Origin of the sequence: Saccharicrinis carchari (genome assembly GCF_900182605.1) — a bacterium.
Taxonomy (GTDB): domain Bacteria; phylum Bacteroidota; class Bacteroidia; order Bacteroidales; family Marinilabiliaceae; genus Saccharicrinis; species Saccharicrinis carchari.
Genome location: NZ_FXTB01000001.1, coordinates 417487 through 435500, shown reverse-complemented (window position 1 = coordinate 435500; position 18014 = coordinate 417487). Strand labels below are relative to the sequence as shown.

The 18014-nt window shown below is 40.7% G+C and carries 12 protein-coding genes and 1 tRNA gene; 9 read left to right on the top strand and 4 right to left on the bottom strand.

Going from position 1 to position 18014, the window contains the following annotated elements; translation table 11 throughout:
• The first annotated feature begins 11 nt into the window (after window positions 1-11).
• The 6 genes from FN809_RS01495 (at window position 12) to FN809_RS01470 (ending at window position 6610) form a co-directional block, all read left to right on the top strand.
• Entirely contained in the window at window positions 12-1793 is a 1782-nt protein-coding gene (locus FN809_RS01495) for an aminopeptidase P family protein (protein ID WP_246095382.1), read from the top strand.
• Window positions 1794-1814: 21 nt separating this feature from the next.
• A complete protein-coding gene (locus tag FN809_RS01490) occupies window positions 1815-2705 on the top strand; it encodes a glycosyltransferase family 2 protein (RefSeq protein WP_142531708.1) in 891 nt (296 codons plus the stop codon).
• 104 nt (window positions 2706-2809) lie between these two features.
• Complete coding sequence (locus FN809_RS01485; RefSeq protein ID WP_142531707.1) at window positions 2810-3280, top strand: hypothetical protein; 471 nt, start codon at window positions 2810-2812, stop codon at window positions 3278-3280.
• Between the two features lie 14 nt (window positions 3281-3294).
• Complete coding sequence (locus FN809_RS01480) at window positions 3295-4728, top strand: TlpA family protein disulfide reductase (RefSeq protein ID WP_142531706.1); 1434 nt, start codon at window positions 3295-3297, stop codon at window positions 4726-4728.
• A 214-nt stretch (window positions 4729-4942) separates the two neighbouring features.
• On the top strand, window positions 4943-5932 hold the full coding sequence (locus tag FN809_RS01475) for a DUF4465 domain-containing protein (RefSeq protein WP_185957396.1): 990 nt from the start codon (window positions 4943-4945) through the stop codon (window positions 5930-5932).
• A 105-nt stretch (window positions 5933-6037) separates the two neighbouring features.
• Window positions 6038-6610: a helix-turn-helix domain-containing protein gene (locus FN809_RS01470; protein ID WP_142531704.1), complete on the top strand. Its 573-nt coding sequence runs from the start codon at window positions 6038-6040 to the stop codon at window positions 6608-6610.
• Window positions 6611-6718: 108 nt separating this feature from the next.
• Here FN809_RS01470 and FN809_RS01465 read toward each other — a convergent pair whose 3' ends face one another.
• The 3 genes from FN809_RS01465 to leuS form a co-directional block, all read right to left on the bottom strand.
• Window positions 6719-7999, bottom strand: coding sequence for a M23 family metallopeptidase (locus FN809_RS01465; RefSeq protein ID WP_142531703.1), 1281 nt, complete (start codon window positions 7997-7999; stop codon window positions 6719-6721).
• Window positions 8000-8138: 139 nt separating this feature from the next.
• A complete protein-coding gene (locus FN809_RS01460; RefSeq protein WP_142531702.1) occupies window positions 8139-8999 on the bottom strand; it encodes a YitT family protein in 861 nt (286 codons plus the stop codon).
• Between the two features lie 54 nt (window positions 9000-9053).
• A complete protein-coding gene (gene leuS / locus FN809_RS01455; protein WP_142531701.1) occupies window positions 9054-11861 on the bottom strand; it encodes a leucine--tRNA ligase in 2808 nt (935 codons plus the stop codon).
• A 150-nt stretch (window positions 11862-12011) separates the two neighbouring features.
• Between leuS and FN809_RS01450 the strand changes: the two genes are divergently transcribed.
• A tRNA-Arg gene (locus FN809_RS01450) sits at window positions 12012-12083 on the top strand.
• Between the two features lie 388 nt (window positions 12084-12471).
• Here the strand turns inward: FN809_RS01450 and FN809_RS01445 are convergent.
• Window positions 12472-14271 carry a DEAD/DEAH box helicase gene (locus FN809_RS01445; protein ID WP_142531700.1) on the bottom strand — a complete coding sequence of 600 codons (1800 nt, stop codon included), beginning with the start codon at window positions 14269-14271 and terminating at the stop codon, window positions 12472-12474.
• A gap of 513 nt (window positions 14272-14784) precedes the next feature.
• Between FN809_RS01445 and FN809_RS01440 the strand changes: the two genes are divergently transcribed.
• Together FN809_RS01440 and glyA are read left to right on the top strand one after the other, a co-directional pair.
• A complete protein-coding gene (locus tag FN809_RS01440; RefSeq protein WP_142531699.1) occupies window positions 14785-16563 on the top strand; it encodes a chloride channel protein in 1779 nt (592 codons plus the stop codon).
• 67 nt (window positions 16564-16630) lie between these two features.
• Window positions 16631-17911: a serine hydroxymethyltransferase gene (glyA, locus tag FN809_RS01435; protein ID WP_142531698.1), complete on the top strand. Its 1281-nt coding sequence runs from the start codon at window positions 16631-16633 to the stop codon at window positions 17909-17911.
• Window positions 17912-18014: the final 103 nt, after the last annotated feature.

The following is an 18014-nucleotide window of genomic DNA, read 5'->3' as shown; positions in this document are numbered from 1 at the left end:
AGATACAACTGATGACAACTAACGAAAAGTTATTTTTGTTGCGAAACAAGATGCTTAGCATGGGCATTGATGCCTATATAATACCGAGCAGCGATCCGCATATGAGCGAATATACCGCAGGACACTGGAAAAGCAGAGAATATATTTCGGGTTTTAGCGGATCCGCAGGTACAGTTGTTATTCTGGCCGACGAAGCCGGACTTTGGACAGACAGCAGGTATTATTTACAAGCCGAAAACGAACTGGCCGAAAGCGGTATAACACTATTTAAAGCAGCCGAACCCGACACTCCCGACTATGCCGATTGGATTGCCGAAAGATTAAACCCCGGCAGCACTTTGGCCTTCGATGGAGAAGTTTTTTCCATTGAAGATGCCCGTAAATTATCCAGGAAATATAAACACTATGGCATTGGCATAAATCCCTCACTAAACCTTTTGGATGATATTTGGATAGATCGTCCACCAATTCCGGATAACAGTATATTTGTGCACGATAAAAAATATGCAGGTGCTGATAGGAACGAAAAAATTGAAGACATACGCAAAAAAATGCGCCGGCAGGACGCTTCGCATTATTTAATAACCGCGTTGGATGAAATTGCCTGGACACTGAACCTACGCGGAAGCGATGTAAGCTACAATCCGGTTTTTCATGCTTACCTTATCATTTCGTTGGACGGCGTGTATCTATTTATTGATACGTTTAAAATAACCACCGACATAGGCAAAGAACTGGCTCGGGACGATATCAGCGTTCACTTGTATACCGATATATTTAATTGGATTAATGATATGCCGCACGAATCAGGTTTATTATATGATCCATCAACCACTAACGCAAAAATATCTGCCCAGATACCGTCGGAAGTAATAAGAATAGAAAAAGCAAGTATTGTCAAAGATTTAAAAGGTGTAAAAAACCCAACGGAACAAAACGGATTTAAATCAGCCATGCTAAAAGATGGTGTGGCAATGGTAAAATTTCTGTACTGGCTGCAACAAAATGTACCGAGTGGGGTGGTATCTGAACTATCTGCTGCCAAACAGCTCAAGAAATTCAGAGCCGAAAACGAAAATTATAAAGGCGAATCCTTTGCCCCAATTTCCAGTTTTGGTGCACACGGAGCTATTGTGCATTATAATGTTTCTAAACAAAATGATATACCGCTTACATCTGACAACTTTTATTTGATCGACTCAGGCGGACAATACCTTGAAGGCACCACCGATATTACCCGCACCATCCATCTAGGCCGACCAAGCGAAAAACAACGAGAAGATTTTACCTTGGTATTAAAAGGCCACATAGCGCTTGCAAGCACTTGTTTTCCTGAAGGTACCAGAGGAGTGCATCTGGATACATTGGCACGCAAGCCCCTTTGGTCTAAAGGTTTAAATTATGGTCATGGCACCGGGCATGGGGTAGGCTGCTTTTTAAATGTACACGAAGGCCCGCAGGATATTAGACCCAGGGACAATGGCGTAGCCCTTAAAATAGGGATGATTACATCCAATGAACCCGGCTTGTACCGTGCCGGTGAATATGGCATACGTATAGAGAACCTGCTACTGGTCAGTGAATCGCATAGCACCGAGTTTGGGGATTTTTTTAAATTCCAAACGCTCACCCTCTGCCCCATCGACTTAAAAGCAATAGAAAGTTCTTTGCTCACCTATGAAGAAAAAAAATGGCTTAACAACTACCACCGTAGCGTATTCGAAAAGTTATCTCCACTATTAAGCACTGAGCTTAAGGATTGGCTGAAAGAACAAACAAAAGCCATTGATTAAAAACGTTATTCATAACAACATATGCTGTCAGTCTGTATTCCTGTTTTTAATTACAATATAACACCGCTAGTGCATAAACTGATGTATCAGGCCAAGGAAAATAACCTGGACGTTGAAATACTTATTATGGACGATGGCTCGGAGGATCGGTATAAAAACACAAACCGTAAGTTACTGTCGATACCTGAAGTAAAATACATCGAGTTAAAAAAAAATTTAGGGAGTGCGGCCATCAGAAACAGGCTGGCACGGGAAGCCACGCATAATCAAATCTTGTTTTTAGATAGCGATTCGGATATTGCCGATGATTTTATTGCGACTTACATTCCCTGCCTGTCTGCCGATTTGTCCATTATTTACGGGGGCAGGGTTCATCCAAAGCATTTGCCTTCCGCCGATAAATCATTGCGCTGGAAAGTGGGAAAAGCGAAAGAAGACCATAGTGCAGCCCTTAGAAGCCGGGTGCCCAACAAAAGCTTTATGTCGAACAATTTTTTGGTGAAGAAGGAACTCTTTAAAACCGTTCGCTTTGACGAAACCATACAGCGATCCGGGCACGAGGATACGATGTTTGGTATGGAGCTCGAAAAAAAGGGAATACAAATTATTCACATTGATAATCCTGTTGTACATATCGGACTGGAAAGTAACGAAGAGTTTATCCGTAAAACAGAACAAAGGTTAGAAACATTAAAGTTCCTTACTAAACGAAACAAGGACAAAAAGCTTATGGAAAAACGCATAAGAATTTTAAAATACCACTATTTGTTGCATAAGTATAAATTATCAGGTTTATATAAAAGCCTTTTTAGAGTATTTGGTAAAAGGCTGGAAAAATGTTTGTATGCCAAAAACCCTAGTATGCTTGTTTACGATATGTACAAATTGGGTTACTATAATAATTTAGATTAGCGCTGGAGTAAATAGGATAAATACCGAGCGTCAGTAGCAAAAATAAATGAGCTTATTTTGTAACAATGCGCCGGCATCAAAAATCAAATCAAAACCAACAGAAAATGAAATTTGTAAGAACCTTATTTAAAGTCTCCTATTCCGAAATATTTTTATTTCTGTTATCAATACTCCTTCTTACCAATGTACCGGTATTTATTTTCACCTTGATAAAAGGAAATCCCAGCCTGTTTTTAAATGATGCATCCTGGATAATGCAACTGCTATTTCCTTTAGCTTATTCACTTATTTTCACCGCCGTAAACAGAAGAGGCGTTTTAAAGGTAAGCGCATTCGACGACCAAAAAACAATAAACCAAAAGATCAAGTCTGTTCTATTAAAAAAAGGTTTTATAGCCACAGACGCAACTAAAGCGAATCAAAAATATATAAGAAAAACAAAGTTGGACAGATTATTGAATGCTATCCTGAATCAAGATATAGATATAAAAATCACCGACAATGAAGTTTTTATTTTCGCCAGAAAAAATATGCTTGATTCAATTAAAATGAAACTCAAATTCAACACAATTTAAAAGTAAACAGTTTTATGAACACAAAATTAATACTTCGGAGCTTGAGTATTTTACTGATAAGCTTACTATGTGCCAATGGCATGGCGCAAGGTTATAAGATAGACGTTACATTAAAAGGCTGGCAAGATACCACCTTAATATTGGGCCATTATTTTAATAAAAAAATGCTGGTAAACGATACTATTCAAATAGACAGCAACGGAAGCGGCACCTTTACGGGATCGAAAAAACTCCCCGGCGGCGTGTATATTATTTATATGCCCGATAAAAGCTACTTCGACCTGATTATTGACGATCAACAACATTTCGCAATTACAGCCCAAAAAGAAAACCCGGTGCAAACTTTAGTGGTAAATGGAAATAAGCAGGAAAAAGCTTTTAATGATTATCAAAAATTCATCTTTGACAAACAGGCTACAGCGAGTGCGCTGCAAAAAAAGTTAAAAGAAAAGGGGGAAGCCCACCCGGATTCCGCAGCCATTTGGCGTAAGCGTTTAAACGAACTTTCAGCTGAGGTGAACTCCTATTGGGATACTATTTTAAGCGAACATGAAGGTACTTTTTTAGCCTCTTTTGTTAAGGCCATGCGCGATATTGAAGTGCCCATGTACAACGATACCAATCTGCCCGACTCGGTAATTCAGGTTAAAAGGTATCAATATTACAAACAGCATTATTTCGATAATATGGATTTAAGCGACGACAGACTGTTACGCACACCATTTTTTACCGGAAAGCTCGAAAACTTTTTTACCAAAACCGTTGTTCCCATGCCCGATAGCATCGTAAAAGAAGCGGTACGAATAATCGAGATGGCGAAGGACAATAAGGAAATGGAAAGATACCTGATACAGTTTACTTTTAATATGGCCAACGAAAGCAAACAAATGGGTATGGATGCGGCCATGGTGGCTTTGGGCGAAAAATACTACCTTTCGGGCAAGGCCGACTGGGTGGATGAGGAGTTTATTGAAAAACTAAAAGATCGCATCACAAAACTAAAACCCAACCTCATAGGTAATCAGGCACCTGATTTAAAGATGCAATCGTTCAACAACCAAAGTTTTCGCCTGAGTGAAGTGTATGCCCCATTGACTGTGCTGGTTTTTTGGGAAACGGACTGCGGGCATTGCAAAAAAGAGATACCTGCCCTTAAAGAACTGGTGTGGGACAAATACCACGATGTGGGCGTTAAAATATTTGCCGTGTATACCCAGCACGAAACCAAAGCATGGAGCGAATTTATTACAGAACATCAACTGGAAGAGTGGATTAATGTTTATGACCCGTACCACCAGAGTAACTTTCGTAACCTGTACGACATTTACAGTACACCGGCCATTTATATATTGGACGAAAACAAAACGATTATTGCCAAACGCATTGGAGCCGAACAAGTTCCGGATTTTATAGAGCATCATCTTAAATCCTCGGGTCATACTTATTAAGGTGCAGTAATTGTCATGTACTTAATAAAAGGTGGTGTTCGCAGTTTTTAGCGGGTCGGGCTAATAACAGATGGACAGGAAACAAAACAAATCCGGACTATAATGGCGCTGTAATTTAATTATGTGCTTTGGCATAATTGAAAGTAAACAACTAATAAGCATATTTTCAGAAATTTGCGAACCAAAATTCATTGAAATAGTAGTAAAATTTAAAATGAGCAAGTATCTTATATATCTAACAACATGCCTGTTAACGCTAGTATTAGTATCGTCGTGCGAAAATAAAATCAAGGATATTCCACCTTCCGAAATATACATCAACATGCCCTTGGGTGTTTACGAAGTTAAAGTGAATGACACTATAACTCTTTCGCCAAAAATAACCTACGACATCAACTCCACGTACACATGGATGCTGAACAATGAGCTTGTTTCGGAAGAAAAAGATTTGCGTTTGATACCCAAATCTTTGCAGTATCTGGAATATACTTTTTCTGTAAAAAATGCACGGGGCGCGGTGGATACCCTAATCCCCGTGCAATCCATGTACCTTATCGATTTTGATGAAAAGGAATTGGCAACGGATAGTTTTTGGGTAAACACAAACAACATTAGCTCCTTTGTATCCGATAAAATAAGGTTTGAAGTAAATGGTAACAGTACAAGCGAAAACTGGACAGGCTTTACCTATTCTAACCTTATCGGAAATAAATCATCCGAAGATATGGAGAAATTCAGCGCGTACAAAAAGCCACTCGAGCGTACTACATCCATATTCGGCGTTATTATGCTCGATGCCTATGGGGGTAGCATTTCACTGGAGACTGCCGATGGAGAAGACCATCTTTTTAAAAGTATATCCGTAAACAATACCTACTACGTTTACGATGCCATACAAAACGGCAAACACGGTTCAAAACGATTTGGTGGAACCATGGGCACCGAAAAAGATTGGCTCAAACTTACTATCACCGGGTTTAATAAAAACGGTACCCAACGGGGCAGTGTGGATATAATGCTGGCCGATTACACTACCGGCAGCAACCGCAATAACAGCATCCTTGGCGAATGGACCACTTTTAACTTACAAAGCATAGGTAAAGTATCCCGAATGGAATTTGTGATGACTTCTTCGGACCGCGATCCGGACAAGATAAACACACCACCTTTTGTTTGTATCGACGAGATAAAAATTATTGAATAAGCCATTCATTAGGGAGTTTTTTGTCTTATGTGAAGTCCTCACATCCATTTCCCTGAGGCCTATTGACTACGATGGCTTAACCTTTTTATTCTGTATCTTTGTCCTATGAATACAACCAGCCTCTATATAAAAAACATGGTATGCAAGCGCTGCATAAAAGTAATTAAGGATGAACTTAGCAACTTAGGCATAGAAGTGGAAAGTATTGAGTTAGGACAAGTAATTGTTAAATCTCCACTCAATGAGCCTAAATTATCCGAAGTACGGAAAATGTTGCATGCCAACGAGTTTGAACTTATCGATGATAAAAAAAGTAAGTTGATTGAACGTATCAAAACGCTTATAATCGAAAGAATACAGCAGCCGGGTGAAACCTCATTAAACATGACCAGCTCCGAAATTATCTCGAAAGAAATTGGATACGATTACTCCTATCTCAGTCATCTTTTTTCTTCGGTTGAAGGCATTACCATTGAAAGGTATATCATCAATCAAAAAATAGAAAAAGCCAAAGAGTTATTGGTGTATAACGAGTTTACATTAAGCGAAATTGCTTTCCAATTGGGTTATAGCAGTGTTCAGCACCTCTCGAGCCAGTTTAAAAAGGTAACGGGACTTACACCGTCGCATTTTAAAACATTAAAAGGTAACAAGCGCAAACCACTAGACATGGTTTAATCCCCGTTTGATCCCCCATTTTATGAATACTTTAAAAAAATAAGCTGTATCTGGCTATGTCGGTTTTTTTTGCATTAATAGCACTTACTATTTTCGCAGCTACCTTTTTTATTGTGCCGCTACCGGCAAAGCCAACTCATCGAGCATTTTTTTAAGTGGCTTATAAAATGCTTTAAACCGTTTTTCGTCTTCCTTTTTTACCGGTGCTACAGGTGGTGCCTTTATTTTTAAAGGGTCAATGGGCTTGCCGTTTTTATATACTCGATAGTCCAGATGCGGACCAGTTGACAAGCCCGTAGAACCAACGTAACCAATTAATTGCCCCTGTTTTACCTTAGTGCCTTTTTTTATTCCTTTGGCAAAGCCATTCAGGTGCATATAAACTGTGGTATAAACGCTATTGTGCTTAATTTTTAAATAATTACCACCGCCCCGCGCTTGATAGCCTTTTTGCGAAACCCTACCATCGCCAATACTAAAAACGTGAGTACCCTTGGGTGCAGCATAGTCTACTCCATGATGCGGTCGTCTTATTTTTAAAACCGGATGGAATCGGCTGTTGGAGAACCGGCTGCTTATCCTTGAAAATTTCAAGGGGGCTTTTAAAAATGCTTTTCTTAAGCTCTTCCCATCTTCATCGAAGTAATTATAGGTAACACTGTCTTCCGGAAAGTTAAATGCATAATAATTATCGCCTCGATGGTGGAACAGCGCAGCCTCAATAGAGCTGATGCCCACCGATACCGAATCCACATAATTTTCAGTATACATCACCTTAAAGTAATCCCCTTTTCCTATCCCAAAAAAATCAACTGTCCAGGCGTATATGTCCGAAAGCTCCAAAGCCATAACAGGGTTGGTGTTGTTTTCTGTCATAGCATTCCACAGCGAAGAGGTAATAGCTCCTGTAGCTGTTTTGGCCACTTTACGTACCGGCTTTTGGCCAAGGCTTATACCGGCGGAATCGCTCAGGTTATATACGATATAGTTTATCTTATCTATCTCGTAAACAAAGTAATGGGCGGTTTGGGCAGAATCGCGACCCATGAATACAGCGTAAGGGTTGCCCACCTTAATTTTTCGCACATCAAAAACTTCCTTGCTTTTTTTGGCTAACAGGTCGATTTGATTATACGGTATTTTATATTTAAGCAGTATAGTAGCTAAAAACTCATTACGTTTTACGGTATTGTTTTCTACTATAAAAGAATCTACAGGTAAACCGTATTTTAAATTTAACGGCTTCATTTTCGGCAGAACAGCCAGCGAATCGAATTTAGTTTCTTCCTCTTCACTTTTCTTCTTATCAGCATCACAGCCGCTAATTAATAAGATAATTAGTGAAAAAAGGAATAAACGAGGAATGTTAATAAAAAATCTTTGCGTCATCTTATTCAAATGTTGTTGTGTTGTTGTGTTGTTGCTTGTTAAGAAAAGGCGCAATGTATATAATTTGTGTAAAAAATACTAATGAAACCCCGTAGGGTATTGTTAAAGGTTGTTGTTCAGCGATGGAGGCACTTGTTTTCTATGCCCTAATCTCTTCGAAACCCGGCCCATATACGCCTGCAACAGTACCCATTGTTACAAAAGAATCAGGATCAATATCTCTGATTATTCTAAATAGTACGGATGAAGTACGCTTTTTGGCAATCACCATCAGAATTTTCTTTTCTTCACCGGAGTACCCCCCTACTCCATCTAAAATAGTAACGCCTTTGCCGGCCACATGAACTATCTGGTTAGAGATTTCCTGGTATTTTTTACTGATGATAAAAAGCTGAACGGTAGATTTATTACCCGATATTACCATATCGATGGAGTATCCGTAGATAGCCATGGCGATAAATCCATACATTACTTTTTCTATATCGTGAAAAACAAAGTAAGACGAAAGGATGATGACAACGTCCATCATAAGTAAAAGCCTGCCTAAACTTATATTCCGGTACTTATTTATGATCATGGCAAGGATATCAGTACCGCCGGTACTGCCGCCCTGAACAAAAATAAGACCGGCACCGGAGCCCGCCAAAGATGCTCCAATCAAAGTGGCCATAAAAGAGTCCTTTACTACGGGACCATCAAATTTGGTCATCAGAAAAGATAAGAAAGCGGCAAAAACCACTATGCCGTAAACACTTTTTACCCCTGATGAAAAGCCCAATATCTTAATAGCCAATAGCACCAATACAACATTGATAACAAGCACGGTAACTCCAACATCCCATCCCCATAACAAGTAAAATATACTCGACAGACCTGTTACACCACCTCCAACAATTCCGGAAGGAATGATGAAGCCGGCCCATCCCACACAGGCCATAAAAAGGGCAAAAGTTAAAACAACATAGGACTTGCCTTCTCTAATTAGTTTTTGTTTAATCATTACCAAAAAATCAGTATGTTAAATTTTCGGCAAAGTAAGGTAAAGGTAATGAGATTAACCCACTACCACGTTGATTATTTTATTAGGTACAATGATGATTTTTCTCATGGTTTTACCATCGAGCCATTTTTGTGCACTATCATGGTTTTTAACGGCTTCCTCTATTGCTTCGCGGGTAGCATCTACAGGCATTTCTAACTTAAAACGCATTTTACCATTAAACGATACCGGATAGGTAAAAGTAGACTCTACCAAATGTTTTGCCTCAAAAACGGGCCATTGTGCATCACATACCGTGGTTGTTTTTCCTAAGTTGCGCCAAAGTTCTTCGCCAAGGTGCGGGGCAAAAGGAGCTAAGAGCACGGTGAGCGGTTCCAATATTTCGCGTTTATTGCAGCTCAATTCGTTGAGTTCATTTACACATATCATAAAAGCACTCACACAGGTGTTAAACGAAAAACGCTCTATATCGTCGGTAATTTTTTTGATAGTTTTGTGCAATACTTTTAACTCGTCCTTGCTTGCTTTTTCGTTAGACACATTTAACACATTCTGCTGATCGAAAAACAAATGCCAGGTCTTGCGCAAAAACTTATGTACTCCATCAATACCATTGGTATTCCAGGGTTTGCTTTGCTCCAATGGACCTAAAAACATTTCGTACAAGCGCAGGGTATCTGCTCCGTATTCCTCTATGATGTCATCAGGATTAACTACATTAAACATCGACTTGGACATTTTTTCAATAGCCCATCCGCAAATGTATTTCCCGCCATCATTGTCTTCTGATTGGTCTTCCAAAATAAACTCCGCATCTTTATATTCAGGATTCCATTTACGAAAGGCATCTATATCAAGCACATCGTTGTGTACAATATTTACATCCACATGCAGCGCGGTAGTTTCATATTGATCGCGCAGGTTATATGATACAAATCGATTACTGCCATTAATCCGGTATACAAAATTGGATCTGCCTTGAATCATACCCTGGTTAATTAGCTTTTTATATGGCTCATCTTTAACCACATAGCCCCTATCATACAAAAATTTATTCCAGAATCGCGAATAAATCAAATGGCCTGTGGCATGTTCGGTACCACCAATATATAAATCTACGTCCTGCCAGTATTCGTTCGCTTCCTTACCTACCAGTGCTTTATCATTTTGCGGATCCATGTAACGCAAATAATACGCTGAAGAGCCTGCAAAGCCAGGCATGGTATTCAACTCTAAGGGATAAGCATCTTTGTAAACCCAGTTTTTGGCTCGTCCCAATGGAGGCTCCCCTTTTTCGGTAGGTAAAAACTTATCTACTTCGGGTAATGTTAAGGGTAAATCGTCTTCGCTTATCATTTGTGGCATACCATCTTTGTAATAAACCGGAAAAGGTTCGCCCCAATAGCGTTGACGGCTAAAAATGGCATCGCGCAATCGATAATTGATTTGCACATCGCCTACTTGCTTTTCGCGGATATACTCTTTTGTTTTGGCTATGGCCTCCGGAACGTTTAAACCGTTAAGAAAACCGGAGTTAATCATGGTTCCCGCCTTAGAATCTTTGGAATCGTTCCAGGTTGCCGGGTCGGTAGCTTCTTCACCTTCGGGCAGAACCACTTGCAATATAGGCAGGTTAAAGTGTCGGGCAAAAGCAAAGTCACGGGAGTCGTGACCGGGTACGGCCATAATTGCACCGGTTCCGTATCCGGCCAACACATAGTCCCCTATCCAAACCGGAATTTCCTCACCCGATAAAGGATTAATGGCATAGGAGCCTGAAAACACACCGCTTACCTTTTTCACCTCGGCCTGACGCTCCCTCTCCGTTTTTTTATTGGTTTCGAAAATATAGGCATCTACTTCGTCGCGTTGTTCGGAGGTGGTTAAGGCATCTACCAATTCGCTTTCGGGCGCCAGCACCATAAAGGTTACGCCAAACACGGTATCGGCCCGGGTAGTAAATACCTTCATCTCAACATCGGAATTTTTTACCTTGAATATCATTTCCGCACCTTCGCTCCTGCCAATCCAATTGCGTTGTATCTCCGTTAACGATTCTGTCCAATCAACGCTGTCCAAACCATCTAATAACCTTTGTGCATAGGCCGAAACACGAAGCAACCATTGGCGCATCACCTTTTGCTCTACAGGGTGGCCTCCGCGCACTGAAATGCCTTCCTTCACCTCGTCATTGGCCAATACCGTTCCAAGTGCAGGGCACCAGTTTACCATAGTATCGGCCAGGTAGGCCAGGCGGTAGTTTAATAATATTTCTTGTTGTTGTTTGTCAGATTTTGCCTTCCATTGCGCAGAGGTAAACTCCAGCTGCTCCGTCTGGGCTATATCCAGACCTTGCGTGCCACTTGCATTAAATGCCTGAATTAATTCAGCAATGGGTCTTGCCTTTTTTGCCTGATTACAGTAGTAGCTGTTAAACATCTGTATAAAGGCCCATTGTGTCCAATGATAATAGGATGGATCACATGTTTTTATTTCCCGATCCCAATCGTAGCAAAAACCTATCTTGTCCAGTTGCTCGCGATAGCGGTTCAGGTTTTTTTCGGTGGTAATAGCCGGATGCTGTCCTGTTTGAATGGCATATTGCTCTGCGGGTAAACCATAGGCATCATATCCCATGGGATGCAAAACATTAAAGCCATTGAGCCTTTTAAAGCGGCTGTATATATCCGAAGCAATGTAACCCAGTGGGTGGCCCACATGCAAGCCCGCACCGGAAGGATACGGAAACATATCCAACACGTAAAATTTTGGTCGGTCTTTGTCTATATCTACTTTGTAGGTTTTATCCTTTATCCACTGCTGCTGCCATTTATTTTCGATGGCTTTAAAATTGTAATCCATATTGTTACGCGTATATTTTTTTATGAAAGCCTAAAAAAACAAAGGCTTTAGGCATGAAAGTGCGAAATTATAAAATCTTTTTATAAATTTGCCCCACTTTAAACGATAGCTTGTATCAAGTAATAAATATTTAGCAGTTTAAAAAATATTGGCCCTATAGTTCAATGGATAGAATACTGGATTCCGGTTCCAGCGATATGAGTTCGAATCTCGTTAGGGTCACAAAAAAAGGAAGCATTTTATAGGCTTCCTTTTTTTTTGTAAATCGTATTGTGTAGTTAAATCTGAAAAAAGTAACCTGGGGAGTATATTATATGCAAACTGTAATAAACACTGCTATGCTTTATTGGTAGCGCTATTAATGTAAAGGGAAAGCTAAACGGACATAACTCAGGGGAAAGAAGATATACAAAACATTGCATGCCCCGGAAATTAATTCTTTGGGAAATGGCAGCTAATTGAATAGCGGCACGAGGTAAAAAACATATGGTACAAAACTACCTATGAAAAACTAAAGTTGCCTGCAAAATTAGGGTTAGATAGAATAAAAAACCCCGCAGCAAATTATATTTGCTGCGGGGTTTTTGTATTTTATATTGTTATACGTCCTTTAGCGTCGGCGTTTGCCTCCACTATAAGTTCCACCGCCTTTGCTGCGGTATGCATCATCAGCTCTCCCACCTTTCTTGTTGTATCCGCCGGTGCTTCGTCCGCTCGCATAGCCACCTTGACCGCGACCTCCTTTTTTACTGTAAGCTCCTTCTCTCCTTCTCCGGCCGGTGTTATCAGAGGGTCTTGGGCTTGCTATCTCGGCGTGTAATTTCTCACCTTCAAAATCCTTTCCTATAACCGAGTTAATGACATCAGTTTGCGTACCTTCCTCTACTTCAAAAAAGGAAAAGTTGCGAAGCACTTCAATCTTACCAAAACCAACTTTCATACCGTTGGTGCTTTCATTAACCAATCCCATCAGTCGCTGAGGTGTCATCTCATGTGCTTTTCCAATATTGAGATACACACGAGCATAATTGTCGTTACCTCGGCGTCCGCCACTTACTCTGGAACCGCGCTCAACATCTTTTTTGTAAACATTTAAATCTTTGGCATCCTGATAGTAAGCTAAAAATCGGTTAAATTCAGCCGACACAAAGCGTTTAATTAGCTCTTCTTTATCTAAGGCTTCAAATTTTTCGATAATCTGTGGCAAAAACTCTTCAATCTCGCTGTGGTTTACCTCTACATTCTCTAACCTTTCTGTAAGGTGCAGCAACTGCTTTCCACAAATTTCGTTTCCGGTGGGTATCATTTTACGTTCGAACTTAATGCCCGAATTACGTTCAATCATCTTTACCCTTCCTGATTCCTTGGTATGTATGATGGCAATACTGATACCTGTTTTACCCGCGCGTCCTGTACGTCCGCTTCGGTGGGTGTAGGCTTCAATATCGTCGGGCAGATTATAGTTGATTACGTGGGTCAGGTCGTTTACGTCAATCCCTCTTGCAGCCACATCGGTAGCCACCAATATTTGCAGATTACGCCCCCTAAAGCGGTGCATTACCTGATCACGCTGTGCCTGCGACAAATCGCCATGTAAAGCATCTGCATTATAACCATCGGTCATAAGCTTTTCTGCTACCTCCTTGGTTTCCTGGCGGGTACGGCAAAAAACAATGCAATAAATGTCGGGGTTTATATCCGCAATTCTTTTTAGTGCCAGATACCTATCACGGGCATGTACCATATAATAGATGTGCTCTACTGTTGTGGCTCCGGCATTTTGCTTGCCAATTTTTATTTGCATCGGGTCGGTAAGATACCTCTTGGCCATACTCTCGATTTCGCGGGGCATGGTGGCCGAAAACAATAAGGACTGTCGATTGTCAGGTGTGGTTTCGATAATGGCATCGAGCTCTTCCTTAAAGCCCATATTCAACATCTCGTCTGCCTCATCCAAAACCAACCATTGCAACTTATCCATTTTTAACAAACCTCGCCTGGTCAGGTCATTTACTCTGCCCGGTGTGCCTACTACAATATGGGTACCTCTTTTCAGGTCCTTTATCTGTTTTGATATATCCGCTCCACCATAAACCGCGGTAACCTGTAAGCCTTTAACATACTTACCAAAAGCTTTTATATCCTTTGTAATCTGTAAGGCCAATTCGCGTGTTGGGCATAGCACCAAAGCTTGCACACTGTTGTTCGAGACTTCAAGTTTTTCGATGATGGGCAAACCAAAAGCAGCTGTTTTTCCTGTACCGGTTTGTGCTAAAGCCACTAAGTCCTGATTGGTATCTCTTAATCCGGGTATGGTTTTTTCCTGAATGGGTGTGGGGTTTACAAAGCCAAGTTCGGCAACAGCTTTTAGAATTTCGGGCGATAAGCCAATTTCTTCAAATGTAATCATAAAAATTTTTCCTCTTTTTACCAGTCCGCCCCGCCATATTATCCATACATTCACCTGGAAAAGAGAAGCCCACTGATTAATCGTTTTGATATGAATGAATTATGCCTTTGCATAAAATCGGGTGCAAAAGTAGTGTTATTTTATTTGTGTATGCGTAAAATGATTGTTTTTTAACAAAAAACATTACCAAAACCCACGCTACCAACAGCTTAAACCAGCATCCATTCATAAAATTAACATTCATTTTTCTTTCTCATTATTTTATAGATGGCTAGATGCTAGAAATTAGAGGTGAGAAGTGAGAGGTGAGAGTTTTAGAAGTTAGAGTTTAAAGCTAGATACAAACATATAACTATCAACATGTTAATAGAAAACTATATGATTTAGAAAAGATCTCTTATCATCAGACTTTTAAAAAAACTAGCGAAATGATGAGATTAAGTGATTACTAAAAAATATTTTAATGAAATTTCACATGCAAACTCGTGTATTTCTTATATTTTTGTGCACCTTATGGAGAAGGCATCAATTATTTTCAGGCGTTTTTTGGTTTGGCGTGTTAAGTACATCGACCAACGTAATTTTGTGCTCATATTAAGTTTGGTTGTGGGTATTTTGAGTGGCCTGGCTGCGGTATTGTTAAAAAATACCATATTTGCCACCCACCATTTGCTTACCGGAGGCTTCAATATCGAAGACCAAAACATATTATACCTGGCCTATCCTGTGGTGGGTATATTCATAGCTGTTTTATTTGCACGTAAGGTGGTAAAGGACGACTTGGGCCACGGAATATCCAAAATACTGCACTCCTTAAGTAAAAAGGGAGGTAACATCAAATCGCACAATAATTTTTCCTCCATTGTGGCCAGTACTTTTACCATTGGTTTTGGTGGTTCGGTTGGAGCTGAGGCCCCCATTGTAATGACTGGTGCATCTATTGGCTCATCTCTGGGGCGTTTGTTTCATCAAAACTACAAAACCATCACCCTACTGATTGGTTGTGGGGCTGCAGGCGCGGTATCGGGCATCTTTAAAGCGCCTATGGCCGGACTGGTGTTTACCCTGGAAGTACTTATGCTTGGCTTGAGCATGGCCTCTTTGGTTCCTTTGATTATATCGGCCTTTAGCGCCGCCACGGTGGCCTACTTTTTTATGGGCGACGGTGCCGAATTTTACTGGCATCTGGAAAATCCTTTTATCCTTAACAATATTCCATTTTATATAGGTTTGGGCATTCTTGGAGGGCTCAGTTCATTGTACTTTAGCCGTACCCTGATATGGAGTGAAAACAAGTTACAAAAAATCAAAAATCCGTATATACGGCTTCTGTTTGGGGGGCTTGTGTTGAGTATCCTGATTTATATTTTACCCCAGCTTTACGGCGAAGGATATACCACTATTACCGCATTTTTAAACGGTAACAAGGATATTGTTTTCGACAACAGTTTGTTTTATCAGCTTCGCAATCATGAATGGGCATTACTCATTCTATTGGGTTTACTTATTCTCTTTAAGGTTTTTGCTTCGGCGGCCACCACAGGTAGTGGCGGTGTTGGTGGGGTATTTGCACCCTCCTTATTTACCGGAGGGGTGTTGGGTTATTTTTTCGCCCGTGTGGTTAACGCAACCGGTTTATACGTTTTACCCGAGAGTCACTTTACATTGGTAGGCATGGCGGCCGTAATGGCCGGTGTGCTTCATGCCCCGCTCACGGCAATATTTTTGATTGCCGAAATAACCCATGGATATGAATTGTTTGTACCATTGATGATGGCCTCCACTATTTCGTACCTCACCATCAATTATTTTGAACCCCACTCCATATACACCAAACAACTGGCACGCAAGGGCGAGCTGCTGACCCATCACAAAGATAAAGCAGTACTTACTTTAATGCGTTTAAATAAGGTGGTTGAAACGGATTTTTTACCTGTAAAATCAACGGATACCCTGGGTGCTCTGGTGAAAGTAATTGCAAAGGCAAAACGTAACCTTTTTCCTGTTATCGGTTCCAAAGGTCAGCTAAAAGGTATTGTTGTGCTCGACGACATACGCGAAATAATGTTTAACCACAATTTGTACAACAACACCACGGTTGAAGACGTGATGCAGGTGCCCCCCGCTTTTCTCGACATTAATGAAAACATGGATTCGGTGATGAAAAAATTTGAAGAAACAGGTGCCTGGAACCTTCCCGTTATTGAAGACGGAAAATATATGGGTTTTGTATCCAAATCGAAAATATTCTCGGTTTACCGTAGGGTATTGATGCACTTTACCGACGAGTAATTTTTAATTCAAAAAACAGATTGAAATTAAATTATGCATATACATCATCTTATAACTATTTTTAATTATGAAACGCGACGATAAAATATTTGAATTAATTGAAAAAGAACATCAGCGCCAACTGAATGGCATTGAGTTGATTGCTTCGGAAAATTTTGTGAGCGAGCAAGTAATGGAAGCGATGGGGTCGTATATGACCAACAAATATGCCGAGGGTTACCCGGGGGCACGTTATTATGGTGGTTGCGAAGTGGTAGACCAAAGCGAATCATTGGCTATAGAGCGTTTATGTCAATTATACGATGCCGAATATGCCAATGTTCAGCCACACAGTGGAGCCCAAGCCAATATGGCCGTATTTTTGACCGTATTAAATCCGGGCGATAAATTTTTAGGGCTTAATTTATCGCATGGTGGTCACCTGTCCCACGGTTCGCCTGTAAACAGTTCGGGTATTTTGTATGAGCCTATTGCTTATGGCGTGCACGAAGATACCGGTTTGGTAGATTACGATATGATGGAAGAGAAAGCACGCGAGCACAAACCCAAGCTTATTATTGGTGGTGCTTCGGCCTACTCACGCGAGTGGGATTATGCACGCATGCGACGTTTGGCCGACGAGATAGGGGCTATATTTATGGTAGACATGGCTCATCCGGCCGGACTTATTGCGGCGGGATTATTGGATAACCCGGTTAAACATGCCCATATTGTTACTTCTACAACGCATAAAACATTACGCGGCCCACGTGGTGGTATCATACTGATGGGTAAAGATTTTGATAATCCCTGGGGAAAAACCACCCCCAAAGGCGTGGTACGTAAGATGTCGTCTTTATTGAACTCTGCGGTATTTCCCGGTATACAAGGGGGGCCATTGGAGCATATTATTGCCTCTAAAGCCGTTTCATTTCTCGAAGCCCTTCAACCCGAATACAAACAATACCAAACGCAGGTTCTGCACAATGCCAGGGCAATGGCCAAAGCATTCATAGACAAAGGATACAAAGTGATATCAGGAGGCACCGATAACCATTCGATGCTGATAGATTTGCGTACCAAGTTTCCTGACCTGACCGGTAAAGTGGCTGAAAATACCCTGGTAAAAGCCGACATAACCATTAACAAAAACATGGTTCCGTTCGATAGCCGCAGCCCATTCCAGACTTCGGGAATTAGGGTAGGTACAGCAGCACTTACAACGCGTGGATTAAAAGAGGAGCACATGCCTCCCATCGTTGATTTTATCGATCAGGTTTTATCAAATACGGATAAACCGGAACTTATAGCTCAGATAAAAGAAAAAGTTAATGCCATGATGCATGTTTTTCCGTTGTTTGCCTATTAAAATCAACCCAAATAAGGCCAGAAAAATTGAGGTGATATAGAAGTCTTATAGCCCCGCATTCCCTTTCAGTTAGCAAAGAATGCGGGCTTTTTGATTAAGGACA